This window comes from Bradyrhizobium oligotrophicum, from assembly GCF_051168495.1.
GTDB lineage: Bacteria > Pseudomonadota > Alphaproteobacteria > Rhizobiales > Xanthobacteraceae > Bradyrhizobium > Bradyrhizobium oligotrophicum_A.
The window spans coordinates 99031-121465 of record NZ_JBNPVB010000007.1; the positions used below are offsets into that span (position 1 = coordinate 99031).

Sequence of the window (22435 nt, forward strand, 5' to 3'; positions counted from 1 at the left end):
ACTACCCGCCTCGACTCGTTCGTTGCATTTGCCTGGTGCGGGCTGCCGTGCTCAATCGACGCTCGCGCAGTAACGGCGCCAGAACAGCCGATAGCCGTCCTCGACCTTGCGCGTGTAGGTCGCGACGTTGCCCGCCGCCGAACCGGCAACCCGCGCCGGCAGTTCGGCTCTGAGCTGCGCCAGCCTCGCCGGCTCCGCGGCGTACTTCAGCGCAATCGCAATGTAGCCGTCATCGTCCTCGGCCACCCAGTCGTCGAGCCCGAGCGCCGCGTTGATCGCGCCGGCCGCGCGCGAGGCCGTGCTGCGGCCGAGCCGGGCGACGACAGGCACGCCCGCCTGCAGCGATTCCCAGGTGCTGACGCCGCCGTTCTGGGGAAAGGGATCGAGCGAGATGTCGACATGGGCGAACTGGGCGATGTGCTGCTCCCGCGTCGTCGAGCCGAAGCAGATGACACGCTCCGCCGCAACGCCACGGGCAACGAAGCGCGCGACGAGGCCATCGCGCAGGAAGCCGTCGTCGATCGCGGAATTCTTGATCACGATGCGGGAGTCCGGGAGCAGCGCCATCAGCCGCGCCCACACCGCCAGAGCCGCATCGGAAATCTTGTCGATCCGGTTGAAGACGCCGAAGGTGATGGAGCCGGTGCGCAGCATCGGCAGCTCCGTGGAGGCGATGCCCGGGAGCGGGTCGGTGGTGATCACCGCAGGCAGATCGTAGACCTGCTCGGCGAACAAGTGACGCACATCAGTCGGCACCGTCACCGGGTCGGCGAAGAAGTGGTCGATCGTCGGCAGCCCTGTCCCGGTGCCGTGGCCCCAGGCCGTGACCTGGATCGGCGCCGGCTTGCTGGCGAACAGAGGAAGCCTGTTGCCGGCCGAATGGCCGGAGAGATCGACGAGAATGTCGACGCCGTCGGCCTGGATGCGGGCGGCCAGATCGCCGTCGGACATCTGCCAGGCGTCGACCCAGACGTCGGCCGCAGCCCGGCATTGCGCCGTGACCTCGTCCTGACGCGCCGAACAGGAATAGCAGATCACCTGGAACTGGGCGTGATCGTGGTGGCGCAGCACCGGCAGGACGGTGAAGGCGGCCGAATGATTACGGAAATCCGCGGAGACATAACCGATGATGAGCCGCCGCTCCGGATCCATGTTGCGTGGGGCGAGCGCGGCGCGCGGAATCCTCGCCCCGATGCGCTCCCACCACTCGGCGCGGACCGCCTGCTGGCTCGCGAAATCCGCATCGGGCAGGAAGTCGAGGGTGAAGATCTTGGCCGCAATCGCATCCCGGCAATCAGGCTTGAGCGCGAGCGCATGGTCGAAGTGCTGCAGGGCCGCGGCAATCTCGCCCTGCTTCGCATAGCAGCCGCCGAGCCAGGTCCAGGCAGCCTCGGAGATCGGGTTCTGCTCGAGCACCTTGCGACAGGCTGCGATGGCGGGCGCGACGTCGTTCTGGTGGAGGCCAATATGGGCCCTGCCGAGCAGCGCGGCTTCGAGATGCGGTTCTTGCACAAGCGCCGCGTCGAAATCCGCCTTGGCCTGATCGAACCGCCCGGCCTGCAGATGCGCCCGGCCGCGTTCGGCGAGGACGCCGGCCGCGCCGGGCTTGATCGCAAGCGCCGCGTCGAAGGCGGCGAGCGCCGCCTCGACATGACGCAGGCCGAGACTGACCAAGCCCTTGCCGTGCAGCGCCTGCACGTGGCGCGGATTGAGCGCCAGCGCACGATCGAAGCTCTGCAGCGCCTCGGCGCTGCGGTCGACGAGCAACAGCGCCATGCCGCGATTGCAGTGCGCCTCCGCGTAGTCGGGCTTCAAGGTGACCGCGCGGTCATAGGCCGCGATGGCCTGCTCCGGCTCCTGCAGGCGCAGCAGCGTGCTGCCGAGGCTGTTCCAGCCCGCGGCGAAATTCGGCACCAGCGCCACGGCGCGCTCCTGGTGTCTGCGCGCCTCGGCATGGCGTCCCAGATTGGACAGCACGATGCCGAGATTGGCGTGAGCATCGACGTCACGCGGATCGGCCCCCACGGCACGGGTCAGAGCCGCCTCCGCCTCGTTCAACGTCCCTGCATCGAGCGCAGCCATTCCCAAAAGCCGCAACGCACCGGCATGGTCCGGCAGCAGCGCCAGGACCTGTCCGCACAGCGACCGCACCTCCGCCGGCCGGCGGGCTTGGTACGCGGCCGCGGCCGCCGCCAACAGCGGCTCGGCCTGCTTGCGGTTCTTCTTTTCGAGCCGGGCGTTCTGAAATGCGCGCGAGCCGACATTGCCAGCCAAGGATCGTCTCCAGATCAGATGAGCCGGATGGGACAGACGCAACTGATGCGGCTGGTGACGCCGCTCCGGCATTCCGGCCGGCCAGCCGACGGCCCGCTCGCGAACACCACGCGCGAAACTAGCACAAGGCGCCTGATTCGCGGCAAACGTGGCCCCCGAGGCATGGCCGGCAGCGCCGCCGTCGTCCCTCCGCGAGAGATCACGCCGGCATTGCCGTTCGCTGCATCAAGCGCCTGCAGCGCAGTAGCGCCGCCAGAACGTGCGATAGCCTTCCTCGACCTTCCGCGTGTAGATCTCGACGTTGCCCGCCGGGGAGTTCGCCACGCGTCCCGGCAACTCCGCCCTCAGCCGCGCCAATGCGGAGGGGTCTGCGGCGTGCTTCAGGGCGATCGCGAGATAGCCTTCATCGTCCTCGGCCACCCAGTCGTCGAGACCGACCGCCTTGACGATCGCGCCACCGGCACGCGAGGCCGAGCTGTTGCCCAGCTTGGCCACGACCGGCACGCCCGCCTGCAGCGATTCCCAGGTGCTCACGCCGCCGTTCTGAGGAAACGGGTCGAGCGAGATGTCGATGTCGGCAAAGGCCGCGATGTGCTCCTGCCGCATCGACGAGCCGAGGCATGTCAGCCGGCTCTCGTCGACGCCATGGGCCACGAAGCGCGCGGTGAGAGCGTCGCGCAGGAAGGTGTCGTCCAACGCGCCGTTCTTGATCACGATGCGCGCCTCCGGCAGCGCACGCAGCAGCGCCGACCAGACGCCGAGGACCTGATCGGAAATCTTGTCGATGCGGTTGAAAACGCCGAAGGTGACGTAGCGGTTGCGCAGCATCGGCAGCGGCGTCGGCTGCGCGCCCGGCAGCGGGTCCGTGGTGATCAACGCCGGCAGGTCGTACACCTCTTCGGCGAACAGCGGCCGGACGGCTTGCGGCACGGTGACCGGATCGGCGAAGAAGTAGTCGATCGTCGGCAGTCCGGTGCCGGTGGCATTGCCCCACGCCGTGACCTGGACCGGCGCCGGCTTGCGCGCGAACAGAGTGAGGCGGTTGCCGGCCGAATGGCCGGAGAGGTCGACGAGAATGTCGACCTGATCCGCACGGATGCGCGCCACCAGTTCCTCGTCCGTCAACTCCCAGGCATCGACCCAGCCATCGGCTGCGGCCTTGCACTGCTCCGTCACGGCATCCACCAGCGGTGAGCAGGAGTAGCAGACGACCTTGAAGGCCTGGTGATCGTGATGGCGCAGCACCGGCAGGAACGTCAGCGCCGCCGAATGGCTGCGGAAGTCGGACGAGACATAGCCGACCGTGATCCGACGCTCCGCATCCCGGTCGATGGCGCCGAGTTCGCACCGCGGAATGTGAGCCCCGATGCGCTCCCACCATTCGCGCCGGACGGCCTGATGCACGGCCACGTCGGCGCCCGGGTGGAAGTCGAGCGCGAAGATCTTCTTCAGAATGGCATCCTCGAAATCCGGCTTGATCTCGAGGGCGCGCTCGAAGTGCTGAAGCGCGGTGGCCGTATCGCCCTGTCTGGCGAAACAGGCGCCCAGCCAGAGCAGCGCGACCTCCGATGCCGGATTGGTCTCCAGCACGCGTTTGCAGGCCAGCATCGCCGGCCCGATCCGGTCGGTGAGCACGCAGACATGGGCCTTGCCGAGCAGTGCGGCCTCGAGCCGCGGATCGGTGGTCAGCGCCGTATCGAAATCGGCCTCGCCCTCCGCGAAGCGTCCCATCTGGATGTAGAGCCGACCCCGCTGCGCAATGACCGCCGCCGCGCCCGGCTTGATCGCCAGTGCCGCGTTGAAGGCCACGAGCGCCTGCTCGAAACGCCGCAGGTTGATGCTGACGAGGCCTTTGCCGAAGGTCGCCTGCATGTGGCGCGGCGAAAGCACCAGCGCGCGATCGAAGCTCTGGTTGGCCTCCTCGTTGCGCAGCATCAGCAGCAGCGCCATGCCCCGGTTGCAATAGGCGTCGGCATAGTCTGGCTTGACGGCGATGGCGCGGTCATGCGCCTCGACCGCCTGCTCGAACAGCTGCATGTTCATCAGGGTGTTGCCGAGGCCGGTCAGCGCAGTCGCGAACGTCGGCTTCAACGCGACAGCGCGCTCTTGCGCGGCGCGGGCTTCCTCGTAGCGCTTCATGCTGGACAGCACGAGGCCGAGATTGGCCTGGGCCTCGGCATTGCGCGGCTCGACGGCGACAGCGCGGGTCAGCGCCTGCTCGGCCAGGTCGAGCCGGCCGCTGTCGAGGGCGGAGGCGCCCAGAAGATGCAGCGCGTCGAAATGATCGGGCACCAACCCCAGGACTTGTCCGCAGATGGCCTGGGCATCCGCATGCCGGCCGGCCCGATAGGCCTCGACGGCCTTGGGCAACAGACCGTCGGCCTGCTTGCGGTTCTTCTTCTGCAGGCGCGCGTTCTGGAACGCGCGCGATCCGATCGTGCTTTGCAAGGAAGCTCTCCGGCGGAGGACGTCCGGGGCTATCTAGCACGGCTCGCGTGATTCGAGGCGAGAGCGCACCCTACTCGCGCCGGTAATCGTCCTCGATTCGGATGATGTCGTCCTCGCCGAGATAGGACCCGGTCTGGACCTCGATCAGCTCCAGCAGGATCTTGCCCGGGTTCTCCAGCCGGTGCACCGCGCCCATCGGGATGTAGATCGATTCGTTTTCGTGCACGGTCTTGACGGTTTCGTTGACGGTCACGCGCGCCGCTCCGCGCACCACGATCCAATGCTCGGAGCGGTGATAGTGTTTCTGCAGCGATAGCCGCTGGCCGGGCTTGACGATGATGCGCTTGACCTGGTGTCGCTCGCCATTGTCGACCGACTGATAGCTGCCCCAGGGGCGGTGCACCTTGAGGTGCGCCTCGGTGACCTCCGGCGCCACGGTCTTGAGCCTGGCGACCAGCCGCTTCAACCCGTTGGCGTCGCGCTGGCGCGACACCAGGACGGCGTCCTGCGCGGCGACGACGACGAGGTCGTCGACGCCCTCGAGCGCGACAAGCGCCTTGTCGGTGACCACGTTGCAGTTGCGGGAATCCTCGAACACGGCGGTGCCGCGCGCGGCATTGCCCTGCCCGTCCTTGTCGGACAGCTCCCACACCGCGTGCCAGGAGCCGACGTCGGACCAGCCGCACGACACCGGCGCCACCGCGGCGCGCTCGGTCTTCTCCATCACGGCATAGTCGATCGAGATCGGCTTGGCCGCCGCGAAGGCATCGGAGTCCAGGATGGTGAAGCTGAGATCGCGCCCGGCCTTGGTCACGGCATCGGCCACCGTCTGCACGGTAGCCGCATCGTGCTTGCGGTATTCATCGAGCAGCACGCCGGCGCGGAACATGAAGTTGCCGCTGTTCCACAGATAGCCCTCGCTGATGTAGCGCTCGGCGGTCGGCTGATCCGGCTTCTCGACGAATTTCGCGACCGCCCGCACCTCTCCGGATACCGGGGCACCTGGGCTGATATAGCCGTATTCGGTGGCCGCGCGCTCGGGATTGACGCCGAAGGTCACAATGCGACCGGTTTCGGCCGCCGCCAGCCCCTGGCGGCAAGCCGCAACGAAGGCGGCGTTGTCGCGCACGACGTGGTCGGCCGCGAGCGCCAGCACCACCGCATCCTGATCGCGCGACTGGGCGAAGGCGGCCCCTGCCGCGATGGCCGGGCCCGAATCGCGCCGCATCGGCTCCAGCAACACGTCGGCCTCGATGCCGATCTCGGCCAGTTGCTCCAGCACCATGAAGCGATAGGCCATGTTGGTGATGATGATCGGCCGCTCGAACAGACCAGCGTCGGACACCCGCAGAAGCGTGTCCTGGAACGTGGAGCGGGTGCCGAACAGCGGCAGGAACTGCTTCGGCCGCACCTCCCGCGACTCCGGCCACAGCCGGGTCCCGGCGCCGCCGCACATGATGAGAGGAATGATGCGTCCGGTCATGAAATCAATCCGTCAAATCCGATGATAATCGCGGTACCATTGTGCAAAACGCCCGATGCCGTCGGCAATCGAGGTGGCCGGCCGGAAGCCGATGTCGCGCTCGAGATCGCTCACATCAGCGTAGGTCGCCTCGACGTCTCCGGGCTGCATCGGCAGCATCTCCTTGATGGCCGGCCGCCCGAACTCCTTCTCGAGCAGCGTTATCACGTCCATCAGCTGTTCGGGATGATTGTTGCCGATATTGTAAATCCGCCATGGCGCCCGGCTGCTCGACGGGTCGGGCTTGTTTCCATCCCAATCCGGGTTTCCCTGTGGCGGACGGCCGATCAGGCGGACGATCGCCTGCACGATGTCATCGACATAGGTAAAATCGCGCCGCATGTTGCCGTGATTGAACAACCTGACCGGCTGGCCGGCGAGGATGGCCTTGGCGAAGATGAACATCGCCATGTCGGGCCGGCCCCAGGGACCATAGACGGTAAAGAAGCGCAGTCCGGTCGCCGGCAGGCGGTACAGATGGCTGTAGGAGTGCGCCATCAATTCGTTGGCCTTCTTGCTGGCCGCATAGAGGCTGATCGGATGATCGACGTTGTCCTTGACCGAAAATGGCAGCTTGGTGTTGGCGCCATAGACCGACGAGGACGAGGCGAACAGCAGATGCTCGCAGCCGTGATGGCGGCAGCCTTCGAGCACGTTGATGAAGCCCTCGAGATTGGCATCGACATAGGCGTGCGGATTTTCCAGCGAGTAGCGCACGCCCGCCTGGGCCGCGAGATGCACCACCGCGGGAAAGCGATGTTGAGCAAACAACGCCTTGATGGCGGCGCGATCGACGAGGTCGAGCTTCTGAAAGGCGAAGCCCGGCGCCGCCCTCAGGATGTCGAGACGCGCCTCCTTCAGCTTCGGATCGTAATAGGCATTGATGTTGTCGATGCCGATGACCTGACGTCCTTCGGCGAGCAGCCGCTGTGTCAGGTGAAAGCCGATGAAGCCGGCGGCGCCGGTCACGAGGATGGGATGATCTGCCATGGTCGCTCCGTCAGGGCCGCCACAGCTCGATGGCGCCGGGTTTGCTCGCGCGGTCGAGCTTCATCTTGACGTCGAGCACGAGGCCGCTCTCCTCGCGCAGAAGGCCTTGGACGAGAGGCCAGCCGCCGGCCAGGAACTGGTCATGCGACACGGCGAGCACGACGGCATCGGCCGGACGCAGCGCGTCGACGGCCGTGAGGCCGATGCCGTACTCCTCGTGCACGGCCGCGCCATCGGCCAGGGGATCGGCGACCTGCACCTCGATGCCGAACGACTGCAATTCGCTGATGATGTCGATCACGCGGGAATTGCGGATGTCAGGCACGTTCTCCTTGAAGGTCATGCCGAGGATGGTCACGACCCCGCCGCGTCCTCTGCGCTTCAACAGCCCGCGAATGCACTCGCGCGCGATGCGCCGGCCCATCTCGTCATTGATGCGGCGTCCCGCGAGGATGACCTCCGGATGATAGCCGGCCTTTTCCGCGCGATAGGTGAGGTAATACGGATCGACGCCGATGCAGTGGCCGCCGACGAGGCCCGGCGTGAACGGCAGGAAGTTCCATTTGGTCGCGGCCGCTGCCAGCACGTCGCCGGTGTCGATCTCCAGCGCCTGGAAGATCAGCGACAGCTCGTTCATGAAGGCGATGTTGAGATCGCGCTGGGTGTTCTCGATCACCTTCGCCGCCTCGGCCACCTTGATCGAGGGCGCGCGATGGATCCCCGCCGTGACCACCGATCCGTAGACATCGGCGACGACCTGAAGCGTCTCCGCATTCTGTGCCGAGACGACCTTGGTGATGGTCTCGAAACGATGCGTCTTGTCGCCGGGATTGATGCGCTCCGGCGAGTAGCCGACGTTGAAATCGCGGCCGGCCTTCAGTCCGGAACTGCTTTCCAGCAGCGGCACGCAATCCTCCTCGACGGCGCCCGGATAGACCGTGGACTCGTAGACGACGATGTCGCCGCGCTTGAGCACCGCGCCCACCGTGCGTGTCGCCGCCAGCATGGCGCCGAGGTCGGGCCGGCGCGCGCTGTCGATCGGGGTCGGAACGGTGACGATGAAGAAGTCGGCCGCCGCCATGTCGCCCGGCTCGCTGCTGAACCGCAGGCCCGGCGACGCGAGATCGGCCGCGTCGACCTCGCAGGTCCGGTCCTTACCGTCGCGCAGCTCGGCGACGCGCCCTGCATCGATGTCGAACCCGATGACGGGGCAGCCTGCGCGGGCGAACGCAGCGGCGACCGGCAGGCCGACGTAACCAAGGCCTATCACCGCAATCTTCCGGCCATGAGACATAAATTGATATTCCGGTCGTTTCGGAGGCCATTGACGCCACCCCTGCGACTGTTTAGCCACCGGGGCATCAGGACCGCAAGGGGTGGGCCGCCGCGACGGCTGGCCTCCCAGCCCGCGGTCCGGCCCTGCCAGGACGGGCGTTGCGCGTATCGCACTCGGCTTGGACCTTTTCAACCAAGAGCGAAGCCAGCCCGGCATGCGTGCGTTTTTGATTCTCCTTCTCCGGATCGTGGTGTCGCTTGCTTTGCTGTATCTCGCGTTGCGCGGGATCAACTTCGCGGCGATCCGCGAGCGGCTCAGCCAGATCAGCCTCGGCTGGATCGTGCTGGCGGTCGCGATCACGTTGCTGCAGATCTTCATCGGCGCGCTGCGCTGGCGCGAGATTTCCGCGCTGTGCGGGGCGCCGCTCACCGACCTCACCGCGTTCCGCTACAACATGATCGGCGCGTTCTTCAACCAGACCCTGCCCTCCTCGATCGGCGGCGATGCGGTCCGGCTGTGGCTGATCGGCCGCACCGGCGCGGGCTGGCGCGCCGCGAGCTACTCGATCCTGACCGACCGCGCCGTCGGCTTCATCGCGCTGGCGCTGATCATCGTGGCGAGCCTGCCGTGGAGCTACGGCATGATCGCCGACGAGCACGGCCGGATCGCGCTGGTGCTGGTCGATGCGGCCGCGCTGGCGGCCGGCGTCGGCTTTCTGACCATGGGCTATCTGCCCGCCAAATGGATGAAGGCGTGGTGGCCGACGCGCCACGTCCATGCGTGCTCGGTGATCGCCAGCAGGGTGATCTTCGGCCGCACCACGGCCGTCAAGATCGCCGTGCTGTCGCTCTCGATCCACGTGCTCGCGGTCGTGATCGCGTGGTGCGCCGTACGCTCGATCGCAGCCCCCGCCGACTTCCAGCAGCTCTTCCTGCTGACGCCGCCGATCATGCTGATCACGATGCTGCCGATCTCGATCGCGGGCTGGGGCGTGCGCGAAGCGACGATGATGGTGGCGTTCGGCTACGCCGGCCTCGCCCCGGCTGACGGCACCGTGGTGTCGATCCTGTTCGGCGCCGTCTACTTCATCGTCGGCGGCATGGGCGGCCTGGTCTGGATCTTCAGCGCCGAGAAGGGCAAGGGCAGCATGACCGTTCCAGCCACGGTCGAAGACTGAGCTATCCGGCGCGCGCCCATTCGTCGTGCCAAGCCTGCGCCATCAGCACGTTCCACAGCCAGTAGGAATGATTCTGGCGATGGCTGAGATGCTCGTCGAACATGCGCGTGACCCGCGCCGGATCGAACAGCCCCTGCCGCTGCAGCCGTGCCGGCGACAGCAGGTCCGCTGCCCATGATTTCAACGGCCCGCGCAGCCACGCATCGAGCGGAATGCTGAAACCGGTTTTCGGCCGGTCGATCATCTCGGCTGGCACATGGTGATACAGCACCTGCCGCACCAGCCATTTGCCGCGGCCATCGCGCACCTTCATATGAGCGGGGACCCTGGTCGAGAACTCGACGACGTCCTTGTCGAGGAAGGGCACGCGCGTCTCCAGCGCCACGGCCATCGCCGCACGATCGACCTTCTGCAGGATGTCGTCGCTGAGATAGCTCAGCGCATCCGCGAGCGTGATGCGGTCGAGCGGGTCAAGTGGCCCCGCCAGTTGCCGCATCTCGTCACCAGCCCAGCTCGCACGCTCGTCGCCGCCGATCACCGTGCGGGCCGGATCCTGATCGATCGAGCACAGTGTCCGATAGAGTCCGTCGAAGCCTTCGGCGGCCATGATGCGGCCGAGCTTGGCGACCTGATCGCCGGCATGCCGCACCTTCAACCGGGCCGGCAGCACCGGCTGCAGCGCCTTGAGGATCGTCTCGGCCGGCTCCGGCGCGATCGCGCCGAGCGCGGCACCGATCGCCCGCCGCAGCGGCATCGGCAGGCGGCCGAGACGCGCCTGCAGCGCGCCGCCCCAGACATGCCTGTTGTAGCCGCCGAACAGCTCGTCGCCGGCATCGCCTGACAATGCGACGGTGACGTGCCGGCGTGCCAGCTGCGCGACCAGATGGGTCGGGATCTGCGAGGAGTCGGCGAACGGCTCGTCATAGATCCGCGGTAGCTTCGGCACCACCTCCATCGCGGTCCGCGCATCGACATAGAGCTCGGTGTGATCGGTGCCGAGATGCTGTGCGACCCGGCGGGCATCCTCGGCCTCGTTGTAGCCGCCTTCAGCGAATCCGATGCTGAAGGTGCGCACCGGCTGGCTCGCCTGCGCCTGCATCAGCGCCACAATTGTCGACGAATCGACGCCGCCGGACAGGAACGCACCGAGCGGCACGTCCGACAGGCACTGCCGCTTCACGGCCACCGACAGCAATTGCTCCAGCCGCCGGATGGCGTCCTGCTCGCTGCTGATCCGGTTTTCCTGGCCGGCAACGACACGATCACGCAGCGACCAATAGGGTTGCGGCTCGGGCCAGGCTCCGGGCGCCGCATCGGCGGCAAAGCTCACGACCGAGGCGGCGGGCAGCTTGCGGACCCCGGCCCAGATCGTGGCGGGCGCCGGTACGTAGGAATAGCGCATGAACGCGGTGAGCGCCGCGCGATCGAGCGACGGTGCCCAATCCGGGTGAGCCGCGAGCGCCTTGAGCTCCGAGCCGAACACCAGATCGCCGCCGCTCCAGCCGTAGAACAGCGGCTTCTCGCCGAAACGGTCGCGCGCCAGGGTCAGCTGCCGCGCTTCGCCATCCCACAGCGCGAAGGCAAACATGCCGATCAGGCGCTGCAGCGCCGGCGCGACGCCCCATTGCCTGACGGCAGCCAAGAGCGTTTCCGTGTCGGAATGGCCGCGCCAGTTCGGCGCGCCGCCGCAAGCCTCGAGCTCGGCACGGATATCGAGGTGATTATAGATCTCGCCGTTGAAGGTGATGGAATAGCGCCCGCAGGCGCTGTGCATCGGCTGCGCCCCGGCCTCAGAGAGATCGAGGATTGCGAGGCGACGCTGCCCTAAGGCCATGCCGAGTTCGGCCCGCGTCCAGACCCCCGAAGCGTCGGGGCCACGATGAGCCAGCGCCGCGGTCATCCGCTCGACGGTGCCGATCAGCCGGCCCTCATCGGCACCACCGGGTGTCAGCAGGCCGGCTATGCCGCACATACCGCCCTCCCCGACGCTGGGCGACACCGCCGCAATGGCTCAGCCTTCGTCCGCCGCATCGAGAAGAAACTCCCTGTCGTGTCTCGCAAGGAAGCCGAGACTGGGACGGCTCGTACCATAGAAGTACGGCAATGCGAGCGCCCGCCTCCAGCGCGACAGCAGCCTGTCGGCATCATGACCGCCATCGAATTCCGCTGTCCGATCATCGGCGATTGCCAGGACCTCGTCCACCGTGCCCTGGATATCCTCTGCGGAATTGGTCTGTGGCTGCGCCCCGCTCCTGCCCAGCACGGCGGCGTCGAACACGCGCCAGCGCCACGGCGTGCTCGTCAGCTGCCGCTGCGTCACCATGGTTCCATCAGTCCGACGAACCGGCTTGAGCGCGAAACGAACGTTGCTGTTCCACAATTGCGCGTCGGTCGTAATCGCGTTGACGATGGCACAAGGGATGCCGAAACTGATCGCCACATTCGTCAGACCGGACGTCGTTCCAATGAACGCCTTGGCATGGCGGATCAAATGGAGGTCCATCAGATTGGACCTGAAGTCGCTGAGCGCATAGTCAATCGTGCGCCCCAGCGGCGGAAGCTTGGGTGAATTCGGCCCGCCGAGCTTGATCACCCACCCGCCACGCGACGTGATCAGACGAATCGCATCAAGCAACGTTTCGATCGGCGCATTGCGATGCGTCTGGCCGGTTCCCATGAATTCGAAGTAATGCGCGGCATCCCGCGTATGCAGGCACACATACCAGTCATCGGGTTGCATGCCATAGCGATCCCTCAGCAGCCGGAGCGGATCACCTGTCTCCGCGGTCGGCGCATAGGACCGATCATAGGCCTCGCGCAACGGGTGCCCACGACCTTGCCGCTCCCATTCATCGATCGCAAGCGCACCTGCGTCCTGCCACGGCACCACGCGATCGTCAGGCAGGCGAAAGGCATTGAAGTTCATGCCGCACCAGCGCTGCAAAGACAGCAGTTCCTCGCCGAGCCGCTCCGAAATTGTCTCTCCCAGCACCAGGATCTGCCCGAAATTTCGAAAAAGCTCGAGGAACGCTCTGTTCGCGATCAACTCCGGACGCACCACAATGACCGCCCGGCCCGACCACCATCCCAGGTCTCGCATTCGGAACAGAATATCCAGCATCCCGAGGTGGCCGATCTGGGTGGCCCACTCCTCCGGCACGAGACGCAAGTCCTCCAATGCGACGTCCAACCTACGGAGCAGTGTAATCAGGTCTGCGGACACCGATGCAGGAGTCGAGCTGCGAAGCCGATCCTGAGCAATCAGCGCGCGTTCAAACAGCTGAACCCCAATCTCTCCACGGCCGACATGGGTGACACGCTGTCCCGTGAAATTGCACAGATCGAACAATCGCCCCGCCTCCCCGCACAGGATGTCGAGGCTATTCGGGACATACCCTTTCGAACCGCGCGCAGCGATATTCTGATGGGGACGAAGAAGATGCAGGCTGCCTCTGCAAGCCCAAAACATGGCATCGAGTGCGCCAGCCTCATTGCCCCCAATGATGTCCACCATGGCCTTATGGAAAGCCAGATCGACCATCGCGGCGAGGTCCTCTGCCGTCAATTGAGCCGCCGCATTCCGCGCCTGCTCGAACTCTCCGAGCTCAAACAGCGACCGGATCAGCGCGTACCCGACCTCGCGATCCTTCGCCACCACGTCGGATCTGACGATCTCGCTCACCTCGCGATAAGCTCCGATCCTGAACAACACGACCGCTGAAGCAGCTTGGAAATTCCGGGTCAGAGCTGTCGCGAAACGAAACCCGGGCCGATCTACAAGATGAGACGTGACGTAAGGGAAGTAGGCTTGATACAGCCGTTGGCGAACGGGAACCCTCATCACCTCCGCGGTGACCAGGGCAAGGAACACTGCTCGTCGCGGAAGCGAGTTGAGGATCGTTCCCACCACGACGAAGGTCAGATAGACGAACCTTCGGTAGCGAATGCGATTCACAGTCTTCTTCTGCAACTTCATAAAAGAAAGTCCCCACGCCGCCAAACGCACCATGATTCCGCGCACCCACATCAAGACAGCGCTCGGGAGCCGATCTCTGCCTACCGTGTGTGCGTGCACAGCTCAGTATCGGCTCAGGTTGAAGACCGGACGCGCGCAGATCCGAATCGGCCACGCCCCTCTCGCAGAGATCCGTTTGGCATGGGGTATCCGCCTGGCATGGCTGGTCGAAGATCTGGGCCGATCGGGCACCAGGACCTATAACAGAATGGGTTGCAGCAAGCCAAGCCCAACATGCGGAATGCGCCCGACATCCCGATCGCCAAGCTAACGCTTGTTACTAAGCAAGGCCGGATCAGCAGCCCCGTCCCCCGCGCCGACACACCCGACCGATCTAGGCTACGAGGTAACCATCATCGAGATCACAGGCGATCTCACTCATTGTCCACGCGCGATAGCGCGATCCATCATGCGCGGCGAACCCGGCCAGGCTCGCCTGGCGACTGCAACGTCTGGAGTTCCGCTACACCCGAAGCAGGACGGCCGGCTCAACAAGTTTGAGACCGAGACGGGTATCCACAAAGAGCGATGTCTTGCGCCCGCTTCGTTCATCGATCCGAAAAGACGTCAGTTCAAAGTGCCGAGCCTTTCGGAGAACGCTCGCTTGAATGCCTCGGTCTTGACGATCTCGCGCGCGAGATAACTCGTGTATTTTTCGGCACCGGCGCGATCCAAATGTCCGCCGCCGTCTATGGTCGTCAGACCATCGAACGGCGGGGCAATGAGGTCGACGTTCAAGGCCTTTGCCAGTTCTTCCGCTTGCTGGGCGCAAGCCTGGCTATGCGGAACCAACGTAAGAACGACCTGTCCCCCCACTTCTTTCAGGAACGTCCTGGCATAATCAACGACCTCCTGCGTGGTGTGACAATTCGGGTCGCGCGCCGACAGCAGCAGCTTGTTGTCACGGGCGACGTAGCCGCCATTCGCATCGAGCCCCACGTCGCCGTTCGAGATGTTGCGATACAGACCCGTGGGCGAGAAATGGCCGGTTTTGAACGCGTCGACCAGATCCTCGATACGCCAACGCAGATTGCGGCCCATCACGGTCAGGTACCCAGCTAACCGAGTGCGCTTGGCGGCGCCGATCGGCATCTTCTGCGGGCCGAGCGTCACGTGCAGATCATTGCTGAAGAAGTGAACGAATTGATCGTCGGCGTTGATGACCCAGAGCCGCGGATGAATCTTCCAGCGGTTGATCACACGCCGCGAGAACTCGCCACCGCGTATGCCGATAAAGGCCATGTTGTAGATCTTGAGGCGATCCAGTTGCGGCGACGCCTGCAGAGTTTGCCGATCGACTGCGTAGCTGACAAATGACGGACCTAGAAAAACGATATCGGCATTCTTCGCCGTTGCAACCGAACCGCCGACGTTGTTGTAGAAAGTGTCCTGGTCCTGAATCTGTGGAACGCCGCGTCCGCCGAAATCGCGATACCAATCGACATTGCCATGGCTGGGGATTTGCGAGAAGTAGTCGTGAAACGTCCAGCCGTCGTAAGAAAATACGGACAGGCAGAACTCGAACAGAAACAGCATCACGACGCCGACGCAGCCGACGACCGCCAGATAGCGCCGAGGCGCAGAGGAGGCTGAATCCGTCTTCAGGCCTGCCCCGATGATTGTCGACATGATGCGATCTCGCTTGAGACATTGGGGACCGGACGAGGCCGTTCCCCGCATCGCATACAGCCGCAGCGCAGCCAACTCAAGCCTGCGCTGCGGCTGAGAGGACACACCGACAAGAGCGCGGCAAACGAGGTGCGAGGAAAACAGGAGCGACAGTCCCGCGAATCACGCCTGACGGGACGTCGCGTCCATTGTCCAGACCTCGGGGATCGCCATGCAGCTGGGAAGACGCCCTGGGCGATGGCCCGTTCGGCCAGCCTGCGGCGCAGTCGGCGCACCGCGGCAAAATACGCGGGATTTCCCGCAATTTGTCCGCGATCAGCTTGGCAGCCCCCGCAATCGTTGGTAAAGCAACGCCACGCGCGGCAACATCAAGAAACCCTGTTATGCTTTTCACGCAATTCGAGTTTCTGTTCCTGTTTCTGCCGGTGACCTTCGCTGGCTACTTTCTGCTGGCGCGCTTTGTCGCTTCGCCGGCGGCCCGCCTGGGCTGGCTTGCCGCGGCGTCGCTCGCCTTCTACGGCTATTGGGACATTCACTTCGTTCCGATCATCCTCGTCTCCATCGTCTTCAATTACACGATGGGCCTCCTGATCGCCGGACAGAGCGGCAAGGGGCGCAGCGGACTTTTCGCAACAGCCATCGTCCTCAATCTCGGAGCGCTGGCGTTCTACAAATATACGAACTTCGGCATTCAGATCCTCAACGCGCTCACCGCGTCGAAATACCCCTTTCTCGCGATCGTGTTGCCCCTCGGCATCTCGTTCTTTACCTTCACGCAGATCGCATATCTCGCAGACGTCTATGGCGGCTATTCCAGCGAGCGGAGCTTCGTCAAATACGGGCTGTTCGTCACCTATTTTCCGCATCTGATCGCCGGACCGATCCTGCATCATCGCGAGATGATGCCGCAATTCGGCTCGGAGGACAGCAGGAAGATCTCGATCGAGAACGTCGCGATCGGCCTCACGATTCTGACAATCGGCCTGTTCAAGAAGTCGTTCATCGCCGACGGTTTTGGGCTGATCGCCAATCCCGTATTCCAGGCCGCCAACTCCAGCCACCTTCATCTCATGGACGCCTGGGGCGGCGCGCTCGCCTACTCGCTCCAGATCTATTTCGACTTCTCCGGCTACTCCGACATGGCGATCGGCATTTCGATCATGTTCGGAATCAAGCTGCCCTTCAATTTCGACTCCCCCTACAAGTCGCAGAGCATCGTCGAATTCTGGCGGCGCTGGCATATCTCGCTGTCGCGGTTCCTGCGCGACTATCTCTACATTCCGCTTGGCGGCAACCGCCATGGTGAGCACCGGCGAAACGCCAACCTGTTCACCACGATGCTGCTCGGCGGCCTGTGGCACGGCGCCGGGTTCACATTCGTGATCTGGGGCGCCCTGCACGGACTGTTCCTCATCATCAACCATCGGTGGGGCAAGTTCGTGCAGGCCAGACCGGCCCTCGCCCGCCATTCCGACTCCGTCTGGTACGCGGCGGCAGCGCTGCTGGTCACACAGTTCGCCGTCGTTCTCGCCTGGGTCTTCTTTCGCGCCGACAATCCGAATGCGGCCGTCCGGCTGATCAAGGGCATGATCGGCCTGTCCTCGCCGGAAAAGATCACGATGACCAATCTCGTCGATCCGCGGTTGATGGTCGCGATTCTGGCCGGCTACGCCGCATGTCTGGCGCTGCCGAACGTCAATGCGATGTTCGAACGATGGAAAGTGGGGCTGGAGACCTATCACAATCCGCGGCCCTGGAGCGTTCTCGCTTTGAAATGGCGTCCCTCCCTCACCTGGGCAATCGGCACGTCGGTGGCGCTGGTCGCGGCCGTACTCATGAACATCATCGCAGGCGACACCTCCCAGTTCCTGTATTTTCAGTTCTGATTGACCAGCGAGGATGAACTGCGGTGCTCTGCGCTGATCTGTCGAACAACATCTGCGCGCACCGAGCGCCTTTGCCGGGACTCAATCGATCTTCAGTCAGAAGGGGGGCCGCAACCGCGCCTGCCGATGGGCATACGAACCCCGGGACAATGCGGATTGCGCGTCAACCTTGCTGCGTCGAGCAAGATACGATCAAGCAGGTATGAAGCAGTGGGCCGGTATGTTGCGATCGTAGTGGCGCTGTTTGCCGTCGTTTTCGTGCCGCCGCTCGCCGTCATTGAATGGGTCGGGTGGGGTCTGGGCGCGACCGTTCCACTGTCCGTCATCGCGGCCGAGCAATCGCGGCATGAACGGCTCGTCTGGCTGGGCGCGTTCAAGGACTATGCGCCCTACAAGCTCGAGCGAATCAAGCAGGTCCAGCCCGAGGTGCTGCTGGTCGGCAGTTCGCGCTGCGGCCAGGCACGCGCGCAGATCTTCCGCCCGTATGCTACCTACAATGCCTGCCTGACCGCCTGGCCGCTGACCCATGTGGTTGATTTCATCGACCGTGCGACGACGGCGGCCAAGCCGCGCGTCGTCATCGTGGCGCTGGACTACTTCCTGTTCGGTGATTTCCTTGCCGATGCATGGCGAAAAGAGCGAACGATGGACTTCAGCCAGGGCATCGAGTCGCACCGGCGGAAGCTGCACGACGTCGCCGACTTCGCAATGCGGATGGGCCTGGACAGCCGTACGATCTTGACGGCCGCCATGTCTCCCCAATTCGAACCGGTTGACAACAACCGGCTGATCGGAACGGAGGCGATCCGCGGAAAGTTCGGCTTTCGCAGCGACGGATCGGTCATGGTGGCTCCGCCCTATCGCGCCGTCGCGGCCGAAACATTGTCCCGCGGCGCTCAATATGTGACGTCTTCGTTCCCGGGAGCCCCTCATTTGAGCGAGCGGCAAATGGGGGAAATCGAGCGGCTGTCCCGGCTGTCGCAGGAACGCGGCTTCGCGGTGGTTGCCATTCAATACCCATTCCTGGAAAGTGCCGCAGCGTTCCTCGACACGAACGAAGCGTACTGGCCCTATTCGGGGCTTTGGCGCGAGCTCCGGAGCAAGCAGACGGCCGAGCGGTTTTCGACGCTGGGAATCCAGTTCTTCGACATGAGCCGCACCCAGATCTCTCAGGACACCGAGAACTTCTTCGATCCCGCGCACCCCTCGGAAAGAGGCATGCTGAAGACCTTTCTCGCCCTGATGGCGCAGCCCGAGTTCGGGAAACTGTTCCCGAAGATCGACCGGGATGCCTTGGCGACTGATCTCGACCGCACCAGGGACGAGCAGTTCGACCTCTATCACTGAAGCTGCGCCGGCGCGTCGGGCCTTCACTCCGCCCTGCTCGTTCTTGACGAAAAAGCGTCCTTGAAAGCTCTCGTCTTGACGATTTCCGCGGCAAGATAGCTGGTGAAGATTTCCGCCCCGTTCTTGTCGAGATGACCTCCGCCATCGAGCGTCGTCAGCCCATCGAAGGGCGGCGCAATGAGCTCGACATCGAGCGCATTCGCCAGTTGCTCGGCCTGACCGCGGCAGGACTGGCTGTGCGGGACCAGCATGAACACGACCCGACCGCCGATCTCCTTCAGGAACGTTCTGGCATAGCTGACGATCTCAGCAGAGGTGCCACAGTCCTGGTCACGCGCGGATCGCATGGCGCCATTGTTGCGCGCGACATAGCCCGGATTGACGTCAAGCGCCATGTCGCCGGTGGAGACGCTCCGGTAGAGACCACTATCGGAGAAATGCCCCGTCTGGACCGCCGAAACGACATCCTCGAGGCGCCAGCGCAGATTGCGTCCGATGACCGTGAGATAGCCTCGGAGCCGGTCGCGGGAAACCGCTGCCACGGGAACCTTTTGGGGACCAAGGGTTACATTCAAGTCGCTGCTGAAGAAATGGGCGAACTGATCATCAACGTTGATGACCCACAGCGGCACGCGCATGTCCCAGCGGGCGATCACGCGACGTGAGAACTCTCCGCCGCGAATTCCGACGAAAGCCATGTTGTAGAGCTTCAGGCGGTCGACTTGGTCCGATGATTGCAGGGTGTGCCGATCGATCGCATAGCTGACGAAGGAGGGCCCGAGAAACACGACGTCGGCATGCTTGGCGGCCGCAATCGATGACCCGATATTGCTATAGAAGACATCCTGATCCTGAATCTGCGGGATGCGCTGGCCACCAAAATTCCGATACCAGTTTCGATCTCCTGCCCGCTCGATCTGAGAGAAATGGTCGGGAAGAGCCCGTGCGTCGAAAACGATCATGAAGGCAGCAGCAAGCGCCAGAATGCCCAGAACGCAGCTTCCGACAACCACGACGTATTTGCGCAGAGCTCCCTTCGAGGCAGCACTTTCAGGCGTGCTTTCGGCCCGTCTCAACATGACCAGCCTCTCAACTCTGGGCGCGTGACGCCCGCCTACCCTGCGCCACACGAGCGATACAGACTGGCCGCCGTCAACTCAAGACGCCCGGGGGCAGACCAGGGATTCGCACCTTGACCTGAGGCCGACAGATTTCGGCATCGCAACTACACCGCCCCTCCTCGCTCGGGACCGAAGCGTGCCCGGAACATGCCCTGCAAGTTCCCGAAGCGCGGTGCACCTCAGAAGGGTTTGTGCTGCTGCGCACACCTGATAAAGAGGTGAGATGAAAGCAGGGACACGCCGTGTTGACCTGAACCGGCCATGAGAATGCATTGACTTTTCACAATGAAATCAACGTCGATAATTAAAGTGAAACATGACGGATCCGGTTCTCCAAAGCCGAAGCCCGAAGCTCACCCTGCATTCTCGCGCCGGCGATTCGGTCAGGCCGCCAGCGCGGTGACCGGTCACACCACCACAGCCCGTTCGAGCCGGAGGCGAATTCGTTGGACCAAGTGATCGATACAGCGCAGATGGATCTGGCGTGCCAGACCATTCGCGCCTCCTGCGAACCTGGGCAGACGATTGCCTTCGTGTCGGGCAATTTCAATGTCGTGCACCCCGGACATTTGCGGCTGTTGAAGTTTGCAGCCGAGCAGGCCGACGTCCTCGTGGTCGGCGTGAACCCGGATTCCACGCCCGGCGTGACCCTGGCGCAGGACATGCGTCTGGAAAACGTGCGGTCGATTGCCTTTGTGCACCATGCCGTGCGTTTGGAGGGATCGGCCTCCGATTTCATTTCTCACCTGAAGCCGACGGTCGTCGTCAAAGGCAAGGAGTTCGAAGACCGCGCCAATCCCGAAAAGGAAGCGGTGGACGCCTATGGCGGTCGCCTGATCTTCTCGTCCGGCGAGTTGCGCTTCGCGTCGCTGTCGCTGCTGGAACGCGACGCGAACATCGATATCTCCACGGTCCGAAAGCCGCAGGAATTCCCCAAGCGCCACGGCTTCGAGATCTCGAATCTGAAAGACCTGCTCCGCAAGCTCTCGGGCATGCGGGTGGCCGTCATCGGCGACCTGATCATTGACGAATACGTCACCTGCGACGCGGTCGGCATGTCCCAGGAGGATCCGACCATCGTCGTGACGCCGCTGATGACCCGCACCTTCGTCGGCGGCGCCGGCGCGGTTGCGGCGCATGCGCATGGCCTCGGCGCAGACGTCAAGTTCTTCACCCTCGTGGGTGACGACGAGGCGGCGCGGTTCGCGCGCAACAACCTGGAACAGCACGGCGTGAACTTCAACGCCTTCACCGACCAGAGCCGGCCGACCACGCGCAAACAGCGCTTCCGGGCGCTGAACAAGACCCTGCTGCGCGTCAACCATCTGCGCCAGCATGCCTCCGACGCCGAACTGCAGCGGCAGATGCTGACATCGGTGGAACGCGCGCTGAAGACGTGCGATCTGCTGCTGTTTTCGTGCTTCAACTACGGCTGCCTGCCGCAGGATCTGGTCGACGCAATCGCTGATCGCGCCCGCTCCAAGGGCGTGATGATGGCGGCCGACAGCCAAGTGTCCTCGCAGACCGGCGACGTCTCCCGCTTCAAGGGCATGACCCTGCTGACGCCGACCGAGCGCGAGGCGCGCGTCGCGCTGAACGATTTCATTTCCGGCCTCGCCGTGATCAGTGAACGTCTGGTCGAGCGGGCCCGGACCAGCAATCTGGTGATCACGCTGGGCGCCGAAGGCGCGCTGATCAACACCATGGCGGACGGTACCTTCACCTCGGACCGGCTGCCCGCGTTCAATCCATCGCCGAAGGACGTCTCCGGCGCCGGCGACAGCTTCTTCATGGCCTGTTCCATGGGCCTGCGCGCAGGCGCCGACATCTGGCAGGCCTCCTATCTCGGCTCGCTGGCCGCGGCCCTCCAGGTCTCCCGCGTCGGCAACCTGCCGCTGACGACGGCGGAGTTGGTCCGGGAGATCGACGAAGCCGGCTTCAGCCAGGAATAGGATGCCGTCATGCGTGCCCTTCTGCTCGCGGCCGGGGTCGGAAGCCGGCTGCGCCCGCTGACGAATACGACGCCGAAATGCCTCGTGCGTGTGCACGACCGGCCTTTGCTGGACTACTGGCTCGACCTCGTCTTCGAAGGCGGCATCGAGCGGGCGCTGCTGAACACGCACTGGCTCGCCGAACAGGTGCGTGCCCACGTCGCGCAGTCGCGCTGGCGCGACCGCATCGACCTCGTTCACGAAGATGAATTGCTCGGGACGGGCGGGACCGTGCTCGCCAACCGCGCCTGGTTCGGCGACCAGCCGTTCCTCGTGGCGCATGCGGACAATTTGACCGATTTCGACGTCAAGGGACTGCTCGACGCCCATCGGGGCCGCCCCGAGGGCTGCATCATGACGATGCTGGCTTTCCGGACCGACGACCCGAGCTCCTGCGGGATTCTCGAGCTGGATGACCAGAACCGGGTCCTCGCCTTCCACGAGAAGGTCGAGAATCCGCCCGGGAACCTCGCCAATGGCGCCGTCTATGTGTTCGATCCCGCCGTGATCGCCGACATCGCCGCGCTCGGAAAGCCGATCGTCGATCTCTCCACCGAAATCATCCCCAACTATCTTGGACGGATATTGTGCATGGAAACCAGCGGTTATCATCGGGATATCGGCAACCCGGAAAGCTTGCGCCGGGCCCATTTGGAGTTTAATCACAAGCCGCGCCGTGGCGGGGACGCTTGACGGACGGCCTTTGCTACTGAGCTGGTCGCCTTTCTCTGCCAATTTGTATAAAGGTGCGCGCGACGC

The 22435-nt window shown here is 64.3% G+C and carries 14 protein-coding genes; 5 read left to right on the top strand and 9 right to left on the bottom strand.

Annotated elements, in window-relative coordinates; translation table 11 throughout:
- Positions 1-51 precede the first annotated feature (51 nt).
- The 5 genes from ACQR1B_RS15630 to ACQR1B_RS15650 form a co-directional block, all read right to left on the bottom strand.
- The gene (locus ACQR1B_RS15630) at positions 52-2274 is read right to left on the bottom strand and encodes a tetratricopeptide repeat protein (protein WP_434832410.1); all 2223 of its coding nucleotides are present in this window, start codon (positions 2272-2274) and stop codon (positions 52-54) included.
- A 225-nt stretch (positions 2275-2499) separates the two neighbouring features.
- Positions 2500-4722, bottom strand: coding sequence for a tetratricopeptide repeat protein (locus tag ACQR1B_RS15635; protein WP_434832411.1), 2223 nt, complete (start codon positions 4720-4722; stop codon positions 2500-2502).
- A 70-nt stretch (positions 4723-4792) separates the two neighbouring features.
- Positions 4793-6205: a mannose-1-phosphate guanylyltransferase/mannose-6-phosphate isomerase gene (locus ACQR1B_RS15640; protein WP_434832412.1), complete on the bottom strand. Its 1413-nt coding sequence runs from the start codon at positions 6203-6205 to the stop codon at positions 4793-4795.
- Between the two features lie 12 nt (positions 6206-6217).
- Positions 6218-7234: an NAD-dependent epimerase gene (locus ACQR1B_RS15645; protein ID WP_434832413.1), complete on the bottom strand. Its 1017-nt coding sequence runs from the start codon at positions 7232-7234 to the stop codon at positions 6218-6220.
- Positions 7235-7244: 10 nt separating this feature from the next.
- The gene (locus tag ACQR1B_RS15650) at positions 7245-8528 is read right to left on the bottom strand and encodes a nucleotide sugar dehydrogenase (protein ID WP_434832414.1); all 1284 of its coding nucleotides are present in this window, start codon (positions 8526-8528) and stop codon (positions 7245-7247) included.
- A 196-nt stretch (positions 8529-8724) separates the two neighbouring features.
- Between ACQR1B_RS15650 and ACQR1B_RS15655 the strand changes: the two genes are divergently transcribed.
- Positions 8725-9687, top strand: coding sequence for a lysylphosphatidylglycerol synthase transmembrane domain-containing protein (locus ACQR1B_RS15655; protein ID WP_434832415.1), 963 nt, complete (start codon positions 8725-8727; stop codon positions 9685-9687).
- Between the two features lies 1 nt (position 9688).
- Here the strand turns inward: ACQR1B_RS15655 and asnB are convergent, their stop codons facing one another.
- The 3 genes from asnB to ACQR1B_RS15670 all read right to left on the bottom strand — a co-directional run bounded on the left by asnB (position 9689) and on the right by ACQR1B_RS15670 (position 15331).
- The gene (asnB, locus tag ACQR1B_RS15660) at positions 9689-11659 is read right to left on the bottom strand and encodes an asparagine synthase (glutamine-hydrolyzing) (RefSeq protein WP_434832416.1); all 1971 of its coding nucleotides are present in this window, start codon (positions 11657-11659) and stop codon (positions 9689-9691) included.
- Positions 11660-11698: 39 nt separating this feature from the next.
- On the bottom strand, positions 11699-13714 hold the full coding sequence (locus ACQR1B_RS15665; RefSeq protein ID WP_434832623.1) for a TIGR04372 family glycosyltransferase: 2016 nt from the start codon (positions 13712-13714) through the stop codon (positions 11699-11701).
- Between the two features lie 555 nt (positions 13715-14269).
- Positions 14270-15331, bottom strand: coding sequence for a hypothetical protein (locus tag ACQR1B_RS15670; protein ID WP_434832417.1), 1062 nt, complete (start codon positions 15329-15331; stop codon positions 14270-14272).
- Between the two features lie 383 nt (positions 15332-15714).
- Here ACQR1B_RS15670 and ACQR1B_RS15675 point away from each other — a divergent pair, with 383 nt between their 5' ends.
- Together ACQR1B_RS15675 and ACQR1B_RS15680 are read left to right on the top strand one after the other, a co-directional pair.
- Entirely contained in the window at positions 15715-17217 is a 1503-nt protein-coding gene (locus tag ACQR1B_RS15675) for an MBOAT family O-acyltransferase (RefSeq protein WP_434832418.1), read from the top strand.
- Between the two features lie 234 nt (positions 17218-17451).
- Entirely contained in the window at positions 17452-18564 is a 1113-nt protein-coding gene (locus ACQR1B_RS15680) for a hypothetical protein (RefSeq protein ID WP_434832419.1), read from the top strand.
- 23 nt (positions 18565-18587) lie between these two features.
- Here the strand turns inward: ACQR1B_RS15680 and ACQR1B_RS15685 are convergent, their stop codons facing one another.
- A complete protein-coding gene (locus ACQR1B_RS15685) occupies positions 18588-19643 on the bottom strand; it encodes a hypothetical protein (protein WP_434832420.1) in 1056 nt (351 codons plus the stop codon).
- 488 nt (positions 19644-20131) lie between these two features.
- Here ACQR1B_RS15685 and ACQR1B_RS15690 point away from each other — a divergent pair, with 488 nt between their 5' ends.
- Positions 20132-21637, top strand: coding sequence for a PfkB family carbohydrate kinase (locus ACQR1B_RS15690; RefSeq protein ID WP_434832421.1), 1506 nt, complete (start codon positions 20132-20134; stop codon positions 21635-21637).
- Between the two features lie 9 nt (positions 21638-21646).
- On the top strand, positions 21647-22369 hold the full coding sequence (locus ACQR1B_RS15695) for a nucleotidyltransferase family protein (protein WP_434832422.1): 723 nt from the start codon (positions 21647-21649) through the stop codon (positions 22367-22369).
- The last annotated feature ends 66 nt before the right edge of the window (positions 22370-22435 follow it).